The organism is Streptomyces sp. TSRI0281 (assembly GCF_001905125.1).
Classification (GTDB): domain Bacteria; phylum Actinomycetota; class Actinomycetes; order Streptomycetales; family Streptomycetaceae; genus Streptomyces.
Genome location: NZ_LWLE01000037.1, coordinates 85,846 through 101,518, shown reverse-complemented (window position 1 = coordinate 101,518; position 15,673 = coordinate 85,846). Strand labels below are relative to the sequence as shown.

Annotated in this window: 15 protein-coding genes and 1 pseudogene; 10 read left to right on the top strand and 6 right to left on the bottom strand. The window is 70.7% G+C overall.

Going from position 1 to position 15,673, the window contains the following annotated elements:
- Nucleotides 1–60 precede the first annotated feature (60 nt).
- The 3 genes and pseudogenes from A6A29_RS39420 to A6A29_RS39410 form a co-directional block, all read left to right on the top strand.
- A complete protein-coding gene (locus A6A29_RS39420) occupies nt 61–492 on the top strand; it encodes a YciI family protein (RefSeq protein WP_241838816.1) in 432 nt (143 codons plus the stop codon).
- The gene (locus A6A29_RS39415; RefSeq protein WP_073728327.1) at nt 489–1,700 is read left to right on the top strand and encodes an RNA polymerase sigma factor; all 1,212 of its coding nucleotides are present in this window, start codon (nt 489–491) and stop codon (nt 1,698–1,700) included. The genes A6A29_RS39420 and A6A29_RS39415 overlap by 4 nt, the downstream gene beginning before the upstream one ends.
- 294 nt (nt 1,701–1,994) lie before the next feature.
- Nucleotides 1,995–3,002, top strand: a pseudogene (locus A6A29_RS39410) (serine hydrolase domain-containing protein); the annotation flags it as partial.
- Nucleotides 3,003–3,335: 333 nt separating this feature from the next.
- Here A6A29_RS39410 and A6A29_RS39405 read toward each other — a convergent pair.
- Both A6A29_RS39405 and A6A29_RS39400 read right to left on the bottom strand, forming a co-directional pair.
- On the bottom strand, nt 3,336–3,926 hold the full coding sequence (locus tag A6A29_RS39405; RefSeq protein WP_073728325.1) for a lytic polysaccharide monooxygenase auxiliary activity family 9 protein: 591 nt from the start codon (nt 3,924–3,926) through the stop codon (nt 3,336–3,338).
- A 186-nt stretch (nt 3,927–4,112) separates the two neighbouring features.
- A complete protein-coding gene (locus A6A29_RS39400; protein WP_073728323.1) occupies nt 4,113–5,030 on the bottom strand; it encodes a LysR family transcriptional regulator in 918 nt (305 codons plus the stop codon).
- 70 nt (nt 5,031–5,100) lie between these two features.
- On the opposite strand from A6A29_RS39400, the gene A6A29_RS39395 reads away from it, so the two are divergent.
- From A6A29_RS39395 to A6A29_RS39370, 6 genes are all read left to right on the top strand, one after another.
- Entirely contained in the window at nt 5,101–5,754 is a 654-nt protein-coding gene (locus A6A29_RS39395; RefSeq protein WP_073728321.1) for a maleylpyruvate isomerase family mycothiol-dependent enzyme, read from the top strand.
- A gap of 499 nt (nt 5,755–6,253) precedes the next feature.
- Nucleotides 6,254–6,841: a hypothetical protein gene (locus tag A6A29_RS39390; RefSeq protein WP_143197152.1), complete on the top strand. Its 588-nt coding sequence runs from the start codon at nt 6,254–6,256 to the stop codon at nt 6,839–6,841.
- Nucleotides 6,838–7,287, top strand: coding sequence for a hypothetical protein (locus A6A29_RS39385; protein WP_158074504.1), 450 nt, complete (start codon nt 6,838–6,840; stop codon nt 7,285–7,287). The genes A6A29_RS39390 and A6A29_RS39385 overlap by 4 nt, the downstream gene beginning before the upstream one ends.
- 336 nt (nt 7,288–7,623) lie before the next feature.
- Nucleotides 7,624–7,845, top strand: a complete 222-nt coding sequence (locus A6A29_RS39380; RefSeq protein ID WP_073728877.1) for a hypothetical protein — start codon at nt 7,624–7,626, stop codon at nt 7,843–7,845.
- Nucleotides 7,838–8,929, top strand: coding sequence for a response regulator (locus A6A29_RS39375; RefSeq protein WP_073728315.1), 1,092 nt, complete (start codon nt 7,838–7,840; stop codon nt 8,927–8,929). The genes A6A29_RS39380 and A6A29_RS39375 overlap by 8 nt, the downstream gene beginning before the upstream one ends.
- 137 nt (nt 8,930–9,066) lie before the next feature.
- On the top strand, nt 9,067–9,354 hold the full coding sequence (locus tag A6A29_RS39370; RefSeq protein ID WP_073728313.1) for a hypothetical protein: 288 nt from the start codon (nt 9,067–9,069) through the stop codon (nt 9,352–9,354).
- Between the two features lie 154 nt (nt 9,355–9,508).
- On the opposite strand, the gene A6A29_RS39365 is transcribed toward A6A29_RS39370, so the two are convergent.
- The 4 genes from A6A29_RS39365 to A6A29_RS39350 all read right to left on the bottom strand — a co-directional run bounded on the left by A6A29_RS39365 (nt 9,509) and on the right by A6A29_RS39350 (nt 14,773).
- Nucleotides 9,509–9,826, bottom strand: a complete 318-nt coding sequence (locus A6A29_RS39365; RefSeq protein ID WP_073728876.1) for an SCO4225 family membrane protein — start codon at nt 9,824–9,826, stop codon at nt 9,509–9,511.
- A 139-nt stretch (nt 9,827–9,965) separates the two neighbouring features.
- On the bottom strand, nt 9,966–10,643 hold the full coding sequence (locus A6A29_RS39360) for a response regulator (protein ID WP_073728311.1): 678 nt from the start codon (nt 10,641–10,643) through the stop codon (nt 9,966–9,968).
- Nucleotides 10,628–13,012, bottom strand: coding sequence for an ATP-binding protein (locus A6A29_RS39355; protein ID WP_073728309.1), 2,385 nt, complete (start codon nt 13,010–13,012; stop codon nt 10,628–10,630). The genes A6A29_RS39360 and A6A29_RS39355 overlap by 16 nt, the downstream gene beginning before the upstream one ends.
- A gap of 252 nt (nt 13,013–13,264) precedes the next feature.
- A complete protein-coding gene (locus A6A29_RS39350) occupies nt 13,265–14,773 on the bottom strand; it encodes an MFS transporter (protein ID WP_073728307.1) in 1,509 nt (502 codons plus the stop codon).
- A gap of 137 nt (nt 14,774–14,910) precedes the next feature.
- On the opposite strand from A6A29_RS39350, the gene A6A29_RS39345 reads away from it, so the two are divergent.
- Nucleotides 14,911–15,654: a class I SAM-dependent DNA methyltransferase gene (locus A6A29_RS39345; RefSeq protein WP_073728305.1), complete on the top strand. Its 744-nt coding sequence runs from the start codon at nt 14,911–14,913 to the stop codon at nt 15,652–15,654.
- Nucleotides 15,655–15,673: the final 19 nt, after the last annotated feature.

The window sequence follows — 15,673 nt, the reverse complement described above, 5'->3', positions numbered from 1 at the left end:
GTCATGCGAAGGCGAAAAATGTCATGCGAAAGTTCGGGCAGGGATGTCAAGGCGACGGCGATGGCTCCGACCAACCGGTCGAAGGGCCCGGCAGGGCTCGCGAACCACGAGGAGTACGAGATGAAGTTCCTGATCGGCCTGCACCTCAACCCGGCTGTGCTGGACGCGCTCAGCGATGAGGAGAAGGCGGCGATCGGCGACGGCCACGGCGCGTTCATCGAGGCGCTGAAGAAGTCCGGCGAGCTGATCACCACGCAGGCGCTGGTCGACCCGTCACAGGCCGCCGTGGTGTCCGTACGCAACGGCCGGCCGGTGGTGACCGACGGACCTTTCCTGGAGGCCAAGGAGTATCTGGGCGGCTTCTACCTGATCGACTGCGAGAACAAGGAGCGGGCGATCGAGCTGGCCTCGCAGATCCCGGACACCGCGATCGAGGGTCTCGGGGTCGAGGTGCGACAGGTGATGTTCGCTGACGGACAATTGGAGGCATGACAGCACCACCCATCGAGGACCTGCTGCGTGAGCTCACGCCGCGGGTCCTCGGCACGCTGGTACGCCGGTACGGTCAGTTCGAAGGGTGCGAGGACGCCGTACAGGAGGCCGTCCTCGCCGCCACCGTGCAATGGCCGGCCGAAGGTGTGCCCGACAACCCGCACGGCTGGCTGGTGACCGTCGCGTCCCGGCGGCTCATCGACCAGATGCGCAGTGACCGCGCGCGCCGGGAGCGGGAGGCGGCAACGGCCGCCGAGGTGCTCCCCGAGGACGTGCCGGACACCGACGACACGCTCGTTCTGCTGTTCCTGTGCTGCCATCCGACGCTGACCGCGGCCTCCCAGACCGCCCTGACACTGCGCGCCGTGGGCGGCCTGACCACTGCCGAGATCGCCCACGCGTTCCTGGTGCCGGAGGCCACCATGGCGGCCAGGATCAGCCGGGCCAAGCAGCGCATCAAGGCCGCCGGCAGGTCGTTCGGCATGCCGGACGGCGCGGAGCGGGAAGAGCGGCTACGGGTCGTCCTGCATGTGCTCTACCTGATCTTCAACGAGGGCTATACCGCCTCCTCCGGCAGTGAGTTGCACCGAACCGACCTCGCGCAGGAGGCGATCCGGCTGGCCAGGATGGTGCACACACAGTTGCCCGAGGACAGCGAGGTGACCGGGCTGCTCGCGCTGATGCTGCTGACCCACGCCCGCCGGGAGGCACGTACGACGGCGGACGGCGACCTGGTGCCGCTGGACGAACAGGACCGTGCGAGGTGGGACCGCGGGCTGATCGACGAGGGCCTCGGGCTGGTCAAGGCGTCCCTGGCCGGCCCGGAGCTGCGGCCGTACCAGCTGCAGGCCGCCATCGCCGCCACGCACGCCGACGCGGCCACGACCGGAGAGACCAACTGGCCGCAGGTGCACGCTCTTTACCTGATCCTGGAACGGATCGCCCCCAACCCGATGGTCACCCTCAACCGCGCCATCGCGCTCGCCGAGACCGAGGGCCCGGCTGCCGGGCTGGCCCTGCTGGCCACATTGGACAGTGACGAGCGGATCGTCGGGCACCACCGGCTCCTGTCGGTGCAGGCGCACCTGCTGGAGAAGTCCGGCGACACGACGGGGGCGTACGAGCACTACCGGCGCGCCGCGAAGTCCACCGCCAGCATCGCCGAGCGTCGCTACCTGGAGTCCCGGGCCGGCCGGGCGCGACCGTAGATTCCGCTCCTGGCGACGGGGCGGGCGCCGGGCACAGAGGGGGAGAGGCGCGGTGCTTCGGCGGCGTCGGACCACGGCCACCGTGCTGAGTGCGTGGAGAGTCCGGTGGTTCAGAACTCCGAATCGGTCCTGCGGAAGGGGCGTATCCCGCCGTCGGAGCCTGCGGTCAACCGTTGCTGTGCCCCTTGCGGTCTGTATCCCCGAGTGCGGATCGCGAGCGTACGAAGACGGACTGAGCACCGCGGTCGCCGTTGGTTCGTACGGGGCGGGTGCCGGGGATGACGAGGAGCACACATGACTGTACGTCGGTCCAGATCGCGCAGGTACGTGGTGGGCTTGGCGGTGGTGCTGGCGACGGCCACGACCGCGCTCACGGCCCCTGCTCGGGCATCATCGGGTGGCCCGGACCAGCCCGTCGGCCGCACCGGCCATCAGGAGACCCGGCAGGCCATGGACGCCGTTGTGCGGGCGGGCATCCCTGGGGTCACCGCCCAGTCGCGGTCCAAGGGCGGCATCTGGAAGGGGGCGGCGGGCGTGGGCAACCTCAGGACCGGCGCACCGCGCGGCGCCGACGACCGGTTCCGGATCGCCAGCATCACCAAGACCTTCGTCGCGACCGTCATGCTCCAACTGGAAGCCGAGAAGCGGCTCGGTCTCGACGGGACGGTGGAGTCCTGGCTTCCCGGAGTGGTGCGCGGCCACGGTCACGACGGCCGGAGGATCACGGTCCGTCAGCTGCTCAACCACACGAGCGGCATCTTCGACTTCACCGACGACCCGGGATACGCGAGGAGGTATCTCGGCACCGGCTTTCTTGAGCACCGCTACGACACCAGGTCTCCGAAGGTGGCGGTGGACGCTGCCATGGCGCACGCTCCGGCCTTCGAACCCGGCACCCGGTACGCGTACTCCAACACCAACTATGTGCTCGCCGGGCTGATCATGGAAAGGGTCACCGGCCGTACCTATGAGCACGAGATCCGTACGCGGATCATCAAGCCGCTCAAGCTGCGCGCCACCCTCATGCCCGGTGACAGCTCGCGCATGCCGAAGCCGAGCAGCAGGGCCTACTCGACACTCGGTGACGACACCGATGCGGCCAGGGTCCACGACGTCACCGTCCAGAACGCGTCCCAGACGTGGGCCGAGGGCGACATGATCTCCGACGCGGGCGATCTCCATCGCTTCTTCAGCGCCCTGATGCGGGGCAGACTGCTCGCCCCGGAGCAGTTGAAGGCGATGAAGACCACCGTTTTCGATTCCGGTTACGGTCTGGGGATCGAGCAGGTGACGACGGGCTGCGGCATCACGTTGTGGGGCCACGGCGGCGGCTGGATCGGCTCACTCTCCTACGCGGCGACGACGGATGACGGCAGCCACGCTCTGGCCTTCAACCTCAATGGGGACTGGAGTTCCGCCGGTATGGGCCGCGTGCTGGAGGCCGAGTTCTGCGGCGCGGCGGCGGCCACCACGGGGATATCGTCGGAACCGGTCGAACCCCGGACGGGGGGAGCAGGGCCGGGCTCCGCTGTCGCTCGGGCACGCCTCCTGAGGGCGCTCCCGCCGGGGCGGGCGGCCCCAGTTTCCTGGACCGCCCGCCCCGGGCCCGTTGCGCAGGCCGGGCGCAGGCCGGGCTCAGAAGGTGACGTCCGAGCAGGCGTAGAAGGCGTTGCCGGTGTCGGCGATGGTCCAGACGCCGAGGATCAGGTGCTTGCCCGACTTCTGCGGCAGGACACCGGCGTGGGACACCGTGGAGCCCGGCAGACGGCCGCCGAACGGCACGGTCAGGAACGGCTGGGACTCCAGGTCGGCCCGGGTGAGGGGCTTGGTGGGGTTGTATCCGTCCTTGGTGATGTAGTAGCGGAAGTCGGTCGTGGCGTGGCGTGCCTCGATCCGCCAGCGGAAGGTGTAGCTCTGCCCGCCGGTGATCTTCGTTGCGGGCCAGGCGCCGCCGCGCGGGTCGTCGAGCTCGGAGAACCGGCCGTTGCCACCGGCGCAGAGGGTGCCGTCGACCGGGCCGCGGGCGGGGAAGCCCTTCGGACCCTCGACGCTCGGCGGCTCCCACTGGATCTGGCCGCAGTTGTGCACGGTGCCGATGCCGCAGAGCTGCTGACGGCTGACGGGGGCATCGGTGTAGCCATGGCTCTGGGCACTGCCGGTGGTGGCGAGGAAGGAGACTGCGGCGATGCCGAGCCCGAGCAGTGATGAGGTGATCCTTCGGCGCATGCTTCGCTCCTGAGGGAGGTGTGGGGGCGCTGCGAGACGAGTGGAGAGGGCGCGCCCCACTCCACTAGGTCTAGACCAACTCCGAGACTAGTGACGGTATTTGGTCGTGTCCATACCAAGAATGGGCGTCGGTGTCCGGGGTGACGGTCATGGCGCGCAGTCGTTCCCCGCTGTTCGGCTCGCGCGTCAGTCGGTACCCGGCGCCGAAAGGCTCGTACGCAGCAGGCGCAGGAAGGCCGCGGCCGCGGGGCTGGAGGGACCGTCCGTGCGCCAGGCCAGAGCGACCCGGCCGCGTAGCCGCGGCCCGGTGATCTCCAGCGTGCGCAGCCCCAGGGCTGACGCCGCACCGAGGGGGAGAGCCGGAACCACCGCCACCCCGAGACCGCGGGCGGCGAGCTGTGCCAGGAACAGCGGAGCGGCTGCCTCGAAGGAGATGCGGGGCTGGAACCCCGCCTGCGCGCACGCGCGGTCGAGGACCCCGCGCAGCCCTGTGCCGCGCGGCAGGCTGATCAGCGGGCGCTCGCGGAGCTCGGTCAGCGGAATGCTCGTGCGGCCCGTGTGCGTGAGGGCGGGGTCGTCCGGGGCGACGGCGGCGACCAGGGGCTCGTCGACCACGACGTGCACGGAGACGCCCGGTGGCGGCTCCTCCGCCGCGAGTCCGATCACGGCGATGTCGAGCTCCCCGCGACGCAGCGCGGCGAGCATCCGCTCCGAGGTGTCCTCGGTCAGGGCGATCTCGACCTGGGGGTGGTCGTCGTGGAAGTCGGCCAGTACCGAGGCCAGATCGAATTCGTGGGCGGCGGCGCCCGAGACGAAACCGATCGTGACATGACCGCGCAGCAGTCCGGTGAACTCCTCCACGGTCTGGCGTACCGCTTCGACGGCGGTGAGCGCGGCCCGCGCGTACGGCAGTACGGCCTCGCCCACTTCGGTCAGGGTCACCGACCGGCCGGAGCGGTCCAGCAGCGGTTGCCCGAGTTCCTTCTCAAGCTGCCGTATCTGGGCGCTCACCCCCGGCTGGGTCAGGTGCAGACGGGCCGCGGCACGGGTGAAGTTGGCTTCCTCCGCCACGGTGACGAAGTACCGCAGCCGTCGAATGTCCATAACTGATTATTCTAGCTGCGAGAAATACAAACTCTTGGACTTATGATCGGGCTGCCGAGACCCTTGGGGCATGGGGAACTCGACGTACCGGAGACCAGTGCCGGACATCAGAGCCGCGATCGCGGCTGAACGACGGGAGTTGGCGGCCGTGCTGGACGGCCTGTCGGCCGCGGAATGGGACGCTCCGACCCTGTGCGCGGGGTGGCGGGTACAGGAGGTCGCGGCCCACATGACCATGGGGTTTCGGTACTCGCTCTCCAAGATGGCGGTGGAACTCGTCAGATCGCGAGGCAACCTCCACCGGATGACCGATCGATGCGCTCACCAGGACGCGGCCGCCTATTCGGCGCGCGAACTCGCGGCGCTGCTCGGAGACAACGCGGATCACCCCTGGAAACCGCCGGTCGGCGGGATCGCGGGGGCCTTGGGCCACGATGTGATCCACGGCCTGGACATCTCGGTCGCGCTGGGCCTCGGCCGCCGGGTTCCCGAGGATCGCCTGCGCATCCTCCTGGAGCGTGTCGACGCCAGGACTCTCACGTTCTTCGGGGCCGACCTCGACGGCATCGAACTCCGCGCCGACGACCTCGACTGGTCCTTCGGTACCGGAACGCCTCTGTCCGGCGCCGCGCAGGACCTCCTCCTGCTCGCCCACGGCCGACGGCTCCCCCCGGGACACCTCCGCGGCGAACCGCGCGATCGCTTCGTCCTCGCGCAGATGTGACCGCGGTAGCCCGTGGACGGCCACCTGCGTGCCCGTGTGCCCGTGTGCCTGCCGGCCGACGGCCGCTCTCGCGGGGCAGCAACCCGCCCGAGCTGCGCCGCCCCGTAAAGCTCAAGCTCAGTGCCTGAAACGGGTGTAGGGGTCCGGGGTGACAGATAGTTTCCTTGGACGTGTTGTATTCGGGGGAGTGGGGACGGGCATGAGGCGCATAGTGAACGGTGTGTTGGCGGGGGTCGTCGTGACGGCGTTGGGAGCCTGTGGCTCGTCGGGCGACGGTGCCGACAAGCCCGGGGCAGGTGGGGCACCGTCTGCTTCGGGGCAGGCTTCGGGCTCGCCGGGTACGGTGCCCCGAGCCGCACGGGAGAAGGTTCCTCCGGCGTTCGACGGTGGCCGGGGGTGGGCCGTCATGCAGTCGGAGGGGCTGACTCGGCCGACTGTCGCTCCGCACTCCAAGCTGGTTCTCTTCCTGAAGACATACGAAGGAGGCGCGGCGTTCGGGGTGGAAGCACGGGACGGAGCCACCGGCGCCGTCCGCTGGTCGAGCGCCCCGTGGAAGCCGGCCGAACGGGCTGCCGAGATCAGCGCTGACGACGTGCGGCTGGCTGTGGCCGCCAAAGCCGGGAAGGACTACGTGGTTCTTGCCGCGGCAGTCGCGGAGGGCAGGGACGCGGTGAACCGCGGCAAGGAGATCGCCGACGTCGCGGTCTTCCCCGCCGACTCCTCCGGTGCGGACGTCGAGCCGACGCACCGGCTCAAGGTTCCTGACGGCGGCAGCGTGAGCCCGCACGACACGAACGGCACGGTGGCTTTCGGAACCGACACGGGAATCACGACGGTCGATGTCACGACCGGGAAAGTCGGCGCACGGCTCGACAGCGGGAACCCGGAGTACCAGCTGCGGGTGACCGGATACAGGTACGGCACCTTCCGGATCGACGAGGCATGGCCGGCGAAGACCGTGGTGCCCGACGGCGCGAAGGCGGAGAGCGGTTCGGGGGAGGCGAGGCGCACGGTGTGCGGGGCGGCTACGTCGCGGCGCTGTGGCCGGCCAAGAACGAAGCCTTCGACTCGCTGGGACTGTCCATGAACCATGTGTGGGCCTTGCACGACGAGCGGACGGGGAAGCCGGTGTACTCCTTCACGTGCGACGGCCTGACCGATGGCGGCAAGGTCGGCACGGAGAACAGGGCGGTGCTGAGCGACAACGGGCGCTATCTCGTCACCGGCTACGCCGCCTTCGACCTCAAGGCCAAGAAGGGCTACTGCTTCGGCGGGACTCAGGACACGGCCAAGGTGAACTTCATGGGCGTGGACAACACCGGCACGGCGTACGGGACGGCGCAGAATCCGGGCGCCGGCACTCCGGTGTCCGTCGATCTCGCGACCGGTGACCACGCCGAGCTCAGCGGCGTCGTCCTCCCCGCCGCGGTGACCGGCGATGTCGCCCTGTACGAAGCGACACCGAAGCACGGGAGCAGCCCCGCCGCTGAGCTGGCCCAGCACGCCGTCTTCAGCATCTACCCCAAGCGCTGACATACCGTCCGGACCGAAGGACCGTCCCCGGGCCCCGGAGCCCCAACGGCTCCGGGGCCTCGTGCTGCCCGGCACCAGAAGGTGTTGCTCGCACCGCGCCGGCAACGTTGCACGGCTACACACTGGCAACGTACTGCCCGGTCGGCATGCTGAGCTGCGTGAACGACGGCCTCGCCCGGGAAGGGGCCCGTGGCAACGACGGTTTTCGTTGCCTCATTCCTTGATCACGTACCGCAACGGTCCGGAGACGCACCATGCTGTGTGTCACCCACTTGGCCCTCGGCCGGGAGGGATACCTCTCCCGCCTCCGAGCGGGGCAGCTGAATGGAGACTCACGTGGATCGGCCTTTGCTGCAGCTGAAGACGGCTCTGGTTTTCCTGCTGGCAGCGCTCAGCGGCACAGCGGCGGCGGCACTGTCCTGGCTGGCGGGGGACGGCTCCCCACGCAGTGCGCTCGCAGGCTTGGCCGTCGCCGGGCTGGCGATCCCGTTCTTCGACCGTCTGATCGCATCCGGGGAAGACGCGGGCGTCTGCGGGAAGGCGGAGCATCATGGGTGAACTGCGGCCCCTGGGACAGGACCTGACACATGAGTCACGCGCACTGGCCGAGGCCCTGCGGGAGTTGTTCGAGGGGCTGGAGGTGTCCGTGCGCCGGTACGCGGCAAGACACCGGCGTGATCCCGGTACGTTCTCCCGCTACCTCAACGGGACCCGCTTACCTCCCTGGCCGGTGGTCATGGACCTGTTCGCCGATCTGGCCGAGCACCGCGGCACCACCGTCACCGCCGAGACCATCGAGTTCGTACGCGAGCTCTACGGGTCGGCCGTCGACGCCAACTCCTCCCCGAAACACGCGGCACAGATCATCGAGCAGCAACTGGCAGACGCGGACCGGGTCTCGCGCCGCTCCAGTGTCCGCGGCGACGTCCTGGGCGACGCCCTGCTGGACCGCGCGCACCGCATCGCCGACCTGGGAGTGCGGCTCAACCAGATGGAAGCGATGCTCAAGGCCGAGCGCGAGCGTGCCGGCCAGCTGGCCGCGGCACACCCCGACGTTTCGGAACTGCTGGGGGAGCGCGACGTCCTGCGGCGGGAGGTGGCGCGGCTGGGAGAGGAACTCCAGGCAGCGCATGAGCAACGGGCGGACGCGGAGGCCCGCTGCGATCTGCTGGAGCGCCAACTGGAGGCCGTCGAGCACCCGGCGGCACTGCCCCAGCCCGCACCCCAGCCCCAGCCCCTGCCGAAGGTCCTTGTCGTGGACGACCAGCCCGACAACCTGCTCGCCATGACGGCGGTGCTGGAGACGCTGGACCAGGAACTCGTTACCGTCTCCTCCGGCAGGGAGGCATTGAGGGCGCTGCTTCACCACGACGACTTCGCCGTCATCATCATGGACGTGCAGATGCCCGAGATGGACGGCTACGAGACCGCCGCCCACATCAAGCGCCGGCCCCGCAACCGGGACGTACCGATCATCTTCCTCACCGCGATGGGCGTCGATCCCGAGCACACCGCGCGCGGGTACGCGGCCGGGGCGGTCGACTACATCAGCAAGCCCTTCGACCCCTGGGCCCTGCGCGCCAAGGTCGCCGTCTTCACCGAGATTCACCTCGAACGACGGGTCGGCCACCCGGCCCCTTAGGGCGATGCGGTGGTCCGGCTTCCGGAGACGCGGAACGGCTCGGTTCCGCCCGCCCGGCGAAGCCGCCGTGAAGCGGCTGCGGTCGCCTCGCCATCCAGGTGTTGCCCGCCGGGCCTGTTGCCTGGGACCGTGGCCGCATGGTTGACACCCACTCGCGCGGCTACCTGCTCGCCGCTCGCAGGATGTTCTGGTCCGGGATCCTGTTGCTCCTCATCGGTCTGGCCTCCACCTGGGCCGTGACGCGCCACTCCGCCAACTCCTGGGAGTGCGAACCGACATGCAGGCTCTCGACCAGCACCACCTGGGAGGTGGCCGAATGGGTGGGCGCCGCGTTCGCCTTGCTCGGGTGCATGCTGGCGGTCGCCTCATTCCTGATGATCATGTGGCGCAGGCCGCGGACCCCGCCGGGCAAGGACGGCCCGTAGCGCCCCGGTCCGCTGATCCCACGGCCCGGCCTCCGGTGTGACCGCCGCACAAGCCGTACAGCCGAGCGAGCCGAACGCCACAGCGGCGTAAGCGCTTTGGCTACGTTGGGGGGCGAACCACGTGCCCGCCCCCCCCAAGGCCGACTGCCGCCCTTCAGGCCGTCGGCGTGGAATTGCCTCGGCCCCGGCGCAGGGTGCGGACGCACCAGCCGATCAGCACGGCATTCACCAGCGCGCCCAGAGCGATGGCGAGGACCGCCATGGAAATGTGGTCCGGCAGCACCAGCAGAATCAGGCTGACCGGTGCCGTGGCGAGCGTCGGGATCACCCCGGCGAAGGACGCGTCGTCCCCGGCGTCCACCGTGAGCGCCCAGACGAGCAGGATCGCGCAGACGCCGAGGTAGCCGAGCGCGACGAAGCTGCTGAGTGCCTCACGCACGGTACGCAGGAAGGGGTTTCCGGACGTGGTCATGGGGCTGTGCTCCTTGTGTGTGGTGGACGCGTTCATGGGTGGGTGTCCTTTCCGGTGGCGACGTTGCGGCACGGCGTGCCGGTGTACCCGCCGGGAGGGGCGGGGGATGGGCTCGGTTCGGTGCGTCCCGGAATCGGGGCTACGCGGAGGGCGGGTTCGGGCGGGTGATGCCCAGGTCGTAGGCGAGGATCGTCGCCTGTACCCGGTCGCGCAGCCCCAGCTTGCGCAGGAGGGCGTTGACATGGGATTTGACGGTGCCGACGGTGATGCCCAGCTCCTCGGCGATCTCCGTGTTGTTCAGCCCCGAAGCGATCAGCGCGAGGACGAAGTTCTCGCGTGCGGTCAGCCGGTCCAGGATTCCCGGCTCGGCACCCGCCCGGGGCCCGGTGCGCGGCCCGGCGGCGTAGTGACTGATGAGGCGACGTGTCGCGGAGGGCGCGAGCACGCTCTCGCCGGCGGCCACCACACGGATGCTGTGCAGGAGTTCGGCCGCCTGGACGTCCTTGAGCAGGAAGCCGGAAGCACCGGCGCGCAGCGCGTCGAAGACATAGGCGTCGAGGTCGAAGGTCGTCAGCACCAGCACGCGCGGCCCTCCCTCACGACCGGTGAGAATGCGCGTGGCGGCGATTCCGTCGAGCTCGGGCATCCGTACGTCCATGACGATCACATCGGGGGCGAGTTGTCCGGCCAGCCGGACCGCGGTCGCGCCGTCGCCCGCCTCACCCACCACCGTCATGTCCGGCTCCGCGTCGATGACGGCCGCGAAGCCCGCTCGGACGACACTCTGGTCGTCGACGACCATCACCGTGACGGGCATCGGGGTCCCTCCTCGTCTCCCCGTTCCGGGGCGGGTGCCCCGGTATCCGAGGTCTCATTGATGCGGTCGGGAGTCCTGGTCATGGGCCCCAGCGGCAGGCGCAGGAGTGCGGTGTCCGGCTGCGAGGTGGACAGGCTGCCGCCGAGGGCGGCCGCGTGCGCCGCCAGCCGCTCCCGTACGGCCGGGCGGGTCGCGTGCGGGGCACCGGTGGCGGTGATGCTCAGGACGCCGTCCGCCGCGTCGAGCACGAGCGAGGTGGGGCCGTCGCCACCGGCCGCCAGGAGGGTCTCCGCGGCGCGGTAGGCGGCGAGGTCCACCGCGGCCGGCAGCCGCTGCGGAACCCTGGCGGTACGCCGTACCTCGACCTCGCGGCCACTGGCCCGACACTGCTGGGCGAGCAGATCGAGCGCCTCAAGTGTGGGCTGCGGCCGGAGTTCGGCCGATGGCGCGCCCTCACGAACCGAGTCGAGCAGGGCGCGCATGGCGGCCAGCGCGTCACGGGCCCGGTTCGCCGTCTCCGCGAGCCGGCCCGCCTCGGCCGCGTCGACCACGTCGGCGGTGCGCGCGAGCACGGTCGTCTCCAGCCCGGCGGTGATGCGGCGGCGTTCGGCCCACGCGTCCCGCACCGCCTCCCCGGTCCAGGTGGCGAGGCGGTCGTCGTCCGCGTTCCTGACGGCCCGCTCGCGGCGCCCGTACCGAACGCCCGCCCACCAGGCGGCACCGGCCGCCAGGCCCGCTCCGGCGCTCGCGAGCCCGGCCACCGCCACCGCACCCGCGCCACGGCCGGTGAGGAGTACGGCGACGGTCGCGGCCGCCGCGTGCACGACGGCGAGCGCCACGGGCGCGGCCGGCCGGGCCGGTGCCGCGGTGTCGGCATCGGACGGAGCGCGGGACGCGAGCACGACGAGCGCCGTACAGGTGGCGATCATGCTCATCAGGGGCGGCAGGACGACGGGCCCCGCATATCCACTCGCGGCCATCGCGGCCGGCCAGAGAGCGGCCAGCACGGCCAGGGCGACCAGCACGGTTCGTGGCGTCCGCCGCAGCCACAGCAGCGACACCGCCTGCGCCGTGGCCAGCAACGCGAACAGCACTCCGGGTGAGATGCCCGACCCGCTGGACGCCTCGTCCGCCCGTACGACCAGTACCGGCAGCAGCGGTTGCAGGCACAGCCCCACGGCCGCGGCGAACTGCGCGACCCGGTACGTCCTCGGCACGGCCGACCGCGGCGGCCCCGCGACCCGTCCCGGCAGCAGCGCGCGCACTTCCCACCCGCCGTCCGCCGTCGGACCGCTGCTGAGCGTGCCGCCCGCCTCGCGCGCCCGCCCCCGCAGGAAGGTCTGGCCGCGCCCGCCGCCCAGGCCGGCGCCGGGCGCCGCAGCACCGGCGGGCGGGTCCACGGGCCCGTTCCGCACGATGACCTCCGTGCGGTAGTCGTCGTGGGTGCAGCGCACAGTGGTCGGGGCGCCGAAGGCATGACGTACCGCGTTGGTGAGGGCTTCGCGGACGATCGCGTACACCACCTCGTCGGCGGAACCGCCGGGCAGGCCACGGATGTCGCCCGTCACGGGCTGCCCGAGGCTTCGAAAGCCGTTCACCAGCGCGTTCAGGCGCTCCCGGGGGGCCGGGCCGTCTTCCGCCGTGGGCTGTGGGGAACGGACGGCGCTCAGCGCCTGTCCCACCTCGCGGCCGGTGTCGGCGGCGAACACCAGCGCCTCCTGGGCCAGCTCGGGGCGGCGCTCGCGCAGCCCGAGGGCCGCTTCGCAGGTGACCACGACGGCCGTCAGGTGATGGGCGCTGACATCGTGCAGCTCCCGTTCCATGCGCTGCCGTTCGGTCGCCGGGAGCCGGTCGCGCTCCGACTCCGCCCGGCGCATGCGCCGCTCGGCGGTGTCACGCGCGGCGCGCACTCGGCGCAGGTGCAGTCCGGTGCCGCAAGCGGCCGCGTAGAGCAGGGTGGTGAGCAGGAGATCGAGGCCGTCGCGCTGACCGAGCCCGTGCAGGGTGATGCCGTGCAGCGCCTGCCAGACCTCAAGCGTCACCACACACAGCAGCGCGGTCGTGGTGTCCCGCTCGACGGCCACGGAGAGGAGGGCGAGGGCCACGCCGCCGGTGCCCAGAACCGCCACGGCGCCGACGGGCAGCGGACCCGCGCCGAGTGCGCAGGCCGTGACGACCACCAGGAGGGCGAGCACAGGGCGAGCCCGCCGGGCGGCCAGCGCGATGGTCACCAGACCACCCGTCAGAGCGGCCGCGAGGAGCTGGGCGGCGGATGGCTCGACGCCGCGCAGCAGTGCCGCACCGGGCCATACAGCGGCCTGGGCGGCGAGCAGAAGAACCGGTAGGAGCCGGTCGTCGGTTCGTTGCATGATGTGACGAGGCTACGGTGGCCGACACCCGGCGTGCCTCCGGCCGAAGGGGGATTGCCGCCTCTAACCGGAGGTAGAGACGGACCGACGGCGGCCACCTCCGGGAGGACCGCAGGCGGAGCGCACCCACGGTGCCTGTGCGGTCGGAACGGGCTCTGACCGGGGGCGTGGGCCGCACGCCACGGCTTCCACATCACCGCCGCGCGAAGCGGCCGGTGCTCAGCCAGGAGCCGTCCGCCTCCACCGGGACGACTACCTGCTGTCAGCCCCGGTGCTGGTGCCGGTGCCGCCGCCGGTGCTGGTGTCGGCCGAGGCCCGAGCGGCCGTCTTCGCGGGCTCCAGGAGTTCCGCCGTACGGCGTGCCGTGCGCCCCGCCCAGGAGCCGCTGGTCAGCGCGCCCACCAACAGGACGCACGCACCGCAGGCAGTGATGATCCACCAGGCCGGACGGCTCGCGTCGATGAACCCCGTACGGTACGAGGCCGTGCCCACCGCGCCCACGACTCCACCCGCCAGCACCGCGCCGATCACCGCGACGCCCAGCGTCTGGCCGATCTGGCGACTGGTGGACGCGACGGCCGCTGCCACGCCCGCCTGGGAGCGGGGCATACCGGAGACAGCGGTGTTGGTGATGGGGGCGTTGACCATGCCGAAGCCCAGGCCGAACAGCACGTACCCGGTGAACATCAGCGCCGTCGTCCGCTCCGCGTCGAACGCGGCGAAGAGGACGCCACTCGCCGTCATCGCGGTCCCGGCGATCAACAGCGGGAGGCGCGGGCCGCGGTTGCCGACCAGCCGGCCCGAGAGCGGGGCACAGACGAAGGTCATGGCAGCCATCGGGAGCATGTACAGCCCGGCGTGCAGCGCGGACAGACCGCGTACGTTCTGGAGGTAGAGCGTGTTCAGGAAGAGGAATCCGCCCAGCGCCGCGAAGGCGCACACCGCGATGACGGTCGCCCCGCTGAACGGCGCACTGCGAAAGAACCGCAGGTCGATCAGTGGCTCGGCACGCCTCGGCTCGTACAGGACGAGTCCCGTCAGAGACAGGACCGACACGGCGGCGAAGGACAGGATCATCGGTGAGGTCAAGCCGGCCGAGGGCGCCTCGATGATCGCGTAGGTCAGCGCGCCCAGCGCCCCGATGACCAGCAGTTGACCGACGGGGTCGGGCCGGCGGGGCTTGGGGGCGCGGGATTCGGGAACGTACCGCCAGGTCAGCAGCAGGGCTGCGGCTCCGATCGGCAGATTGATCCAGAAGATCGACCGCCAGCCGACGGAGTCCACCAGCAGTCCGCCGATCAGGGGGCCCGCCGCCATCGAGATTCCCACGACGCCGCCCCAGACGCCGATGGCGCGGGCGCGCTCACGGGGCCCGGTGAAGGTGTTGGTGATGATCGACATCGCGACGGGATTGAGCATCGAACCGCCGACGGCCTGCACCATCCTGAAGGCGACGAGCGATTCGAGGTTCGGCGCGACGGAGCAGAGCGCCGAGCCGAGCGTGAACAGGACGAGACCGGTCTTGAAAACCCGGCGGCGGCCGATCCGGTCGGCCGTCGATCCCGAGAGCATCAACAGGGCGGCGAGGACGAGCGTGTAGGCGTCGATCGTCCACTGCAGCCCGGATACGGACGCGTGCAGTTCGCGCTGCACGGAAGGCAGGGCGACATTGAGGATGGTGTTGTCGAGGCTGACGATGAGGAGGCTCATGCAGCAGATCGCCAGCACGAGCATTTTCCGACGGTGGCTCAGCTCGGGCATGTGTCGACTGTACGACCGGCCGACACGTTTCCCGGTGGGGAACACCTGCCCGGCGCCCTGCCCGACAGGCGGGAGCCCGGCAGAGCGGGCCGAATAATCGCTGGACAGCGCTCGGGCCGGCGTCCAGCGTTGCCGGCATGCAGCAGGAGAAGATCTGGGACGCCGATACCGCCCTTCGCTACGACACGCCAGGATCCGGCATGTTCGCGCCCGAGGTCCTGGGCCCGGCCGTGGACCGCCTCGCCCATTTCGCGGGGGAGGGAGCGGCGCTTGAGTTCGCCATCGGGACCGGTCGGGTCGCGGTCCCGCTCGCCGGGCGAGGAGTGCCGGTCACCGGCGTCGAGTTGTCACGGCCGATGGTGGAGCGACTGCGTACCAAGGCGGACGAAGCGACGATCCCCGTCGTCATCGGTGACATGGCGACCACGGTCGTGCCCGGGAAGTACGCACTGGTCTACCTCGTCTACAACACGATCTCCAACCTGCTCACCCAGGCCGAGCAGGTCGAGTGTTTCCGCAACGCCGCCCGCCACCTCGCGCCCGGTGGGCGATTCGTGGTCGAGCTCTGGGTGCCCGAGCTGCGCAAGCTCCCACCGGGCGAGACGGCCACTGTCTGGCAGTCCGCACCGGACTACATCGGTTTGGACACCTATGACGTCCTGCGCCAGCACGTCGTATCGCACCACTTCCGCTTCGACGAGACCACGCGGGCCACACTGTTCCGCAGCCCCCACCGCTACATCTGGCCGGCCGAACTCGACCTCATGGCCCAGCTGGCCGGGTTCGAGCTGGAGACCAGGCACGCGGACTGGGAGGGCACCGAGTTCACCGCCGAGTCGCGTTCCCATGTCTCCGTCTACCGAATCCCACCCGCGCGATAGCCCCGTTCCGGGCTCCCCG

Excerpts from the sequence above, each read along its gene's own strand:
- A6A29_RS39370 (WP_073728313.1), top strand. The coding sequence starts at position 9,067 with ATGGTTGACACCCACTCGCGCGGCTACCTGCTCGCCGCTCGCAGGATG.
- A6A29_RS39365 (WP_073728876.1), bottom strand. The coding sequence starts at position 9,826 with ATGACCACGTCCGGAAACCCCTTCCTGCGTACCGTGCGTGAGGCACTC.
- A6A29_RS39400 (WP_073728323.1), bottom strand. The coding sequence starts at position 5,030 with ATGGACATTCGACGGCTGCGGTACTTCGTCACCGTGGCGGAGGAAGCC.
- A6A29_RS39360 (WP_073728311.1), bottom strand. The coding sequence starts at position 10,643 with ATGCCCGTCACGGTGATGGTCGTCGACGACCAGAGTGTCGTCCGAGCG.
- A6A29_RS39375 (WP_073728315.1), top strand. The coding sequence starts at position 7,838 with ATGGGTGAACTGCGGCCCCTGGGACAGGACCTGACACATGAGTCACGC.
- A6A29_RS39355 (WP_073728309.1), bottom strand. The coding sequence starts at position 13,012 with ATGCAACGAACCGACGACCGGCTCCTACCGGTTCTTCTGCTCGCCGCC.
- A6A29_RS39405 (WP_073728325.1), bottom strand. The coding sequence starts at position 3,926 with ATGCGCCGAAGGATCACCTCATCACTGCTCGGGCTCGGCATCGCCGCA.
- A6A29_RS39395 (WP_073728321.1), top strand. The coding sequence starts at position 5,101 with ATGGGGAACTCGACGTACCGGAGACCAGTGCCGGACATCAGAGCCGCG.
- A6A29_RS39385 (WP_158074504.1), top strand. The coding sequence starts at position 6,838 with ATGAACCATGTGTGGGCCTTGCACGACGAGCGGACGGGGAAGCCGGTG.
- A6A29_RS39415 (WP_073728327.1), top strand. The coding sequence starts at position 489 with ATGACAGCACCACCCATCGAGGACCTGCTGCGTGAGCTCACGCCGCGG.
- A6A29_RS39345 (WP_073728305.1), top strand. The coding sequence starts at position 14,911 with ATGCAGCAGGAGAAGATCTGGGACGCCGATACCGCCCTTCGCTACGAC.
- A6A29_RS39350 (WP_073728307.1), bottom strand. The coding sequence starts at position 14,773 with ATGCCCGAGCTGAGCCACCGTCGGAAAATGCTCGTGCTGGCGATCTGC.
- A6A29_RS39420 (WP_241838816.1), top strand. The coding sequence starts at position 61 with ATGGCTCCGACCAACCGGTCGAAGGGCCCGGCAGGGCTCGCGAACCAC.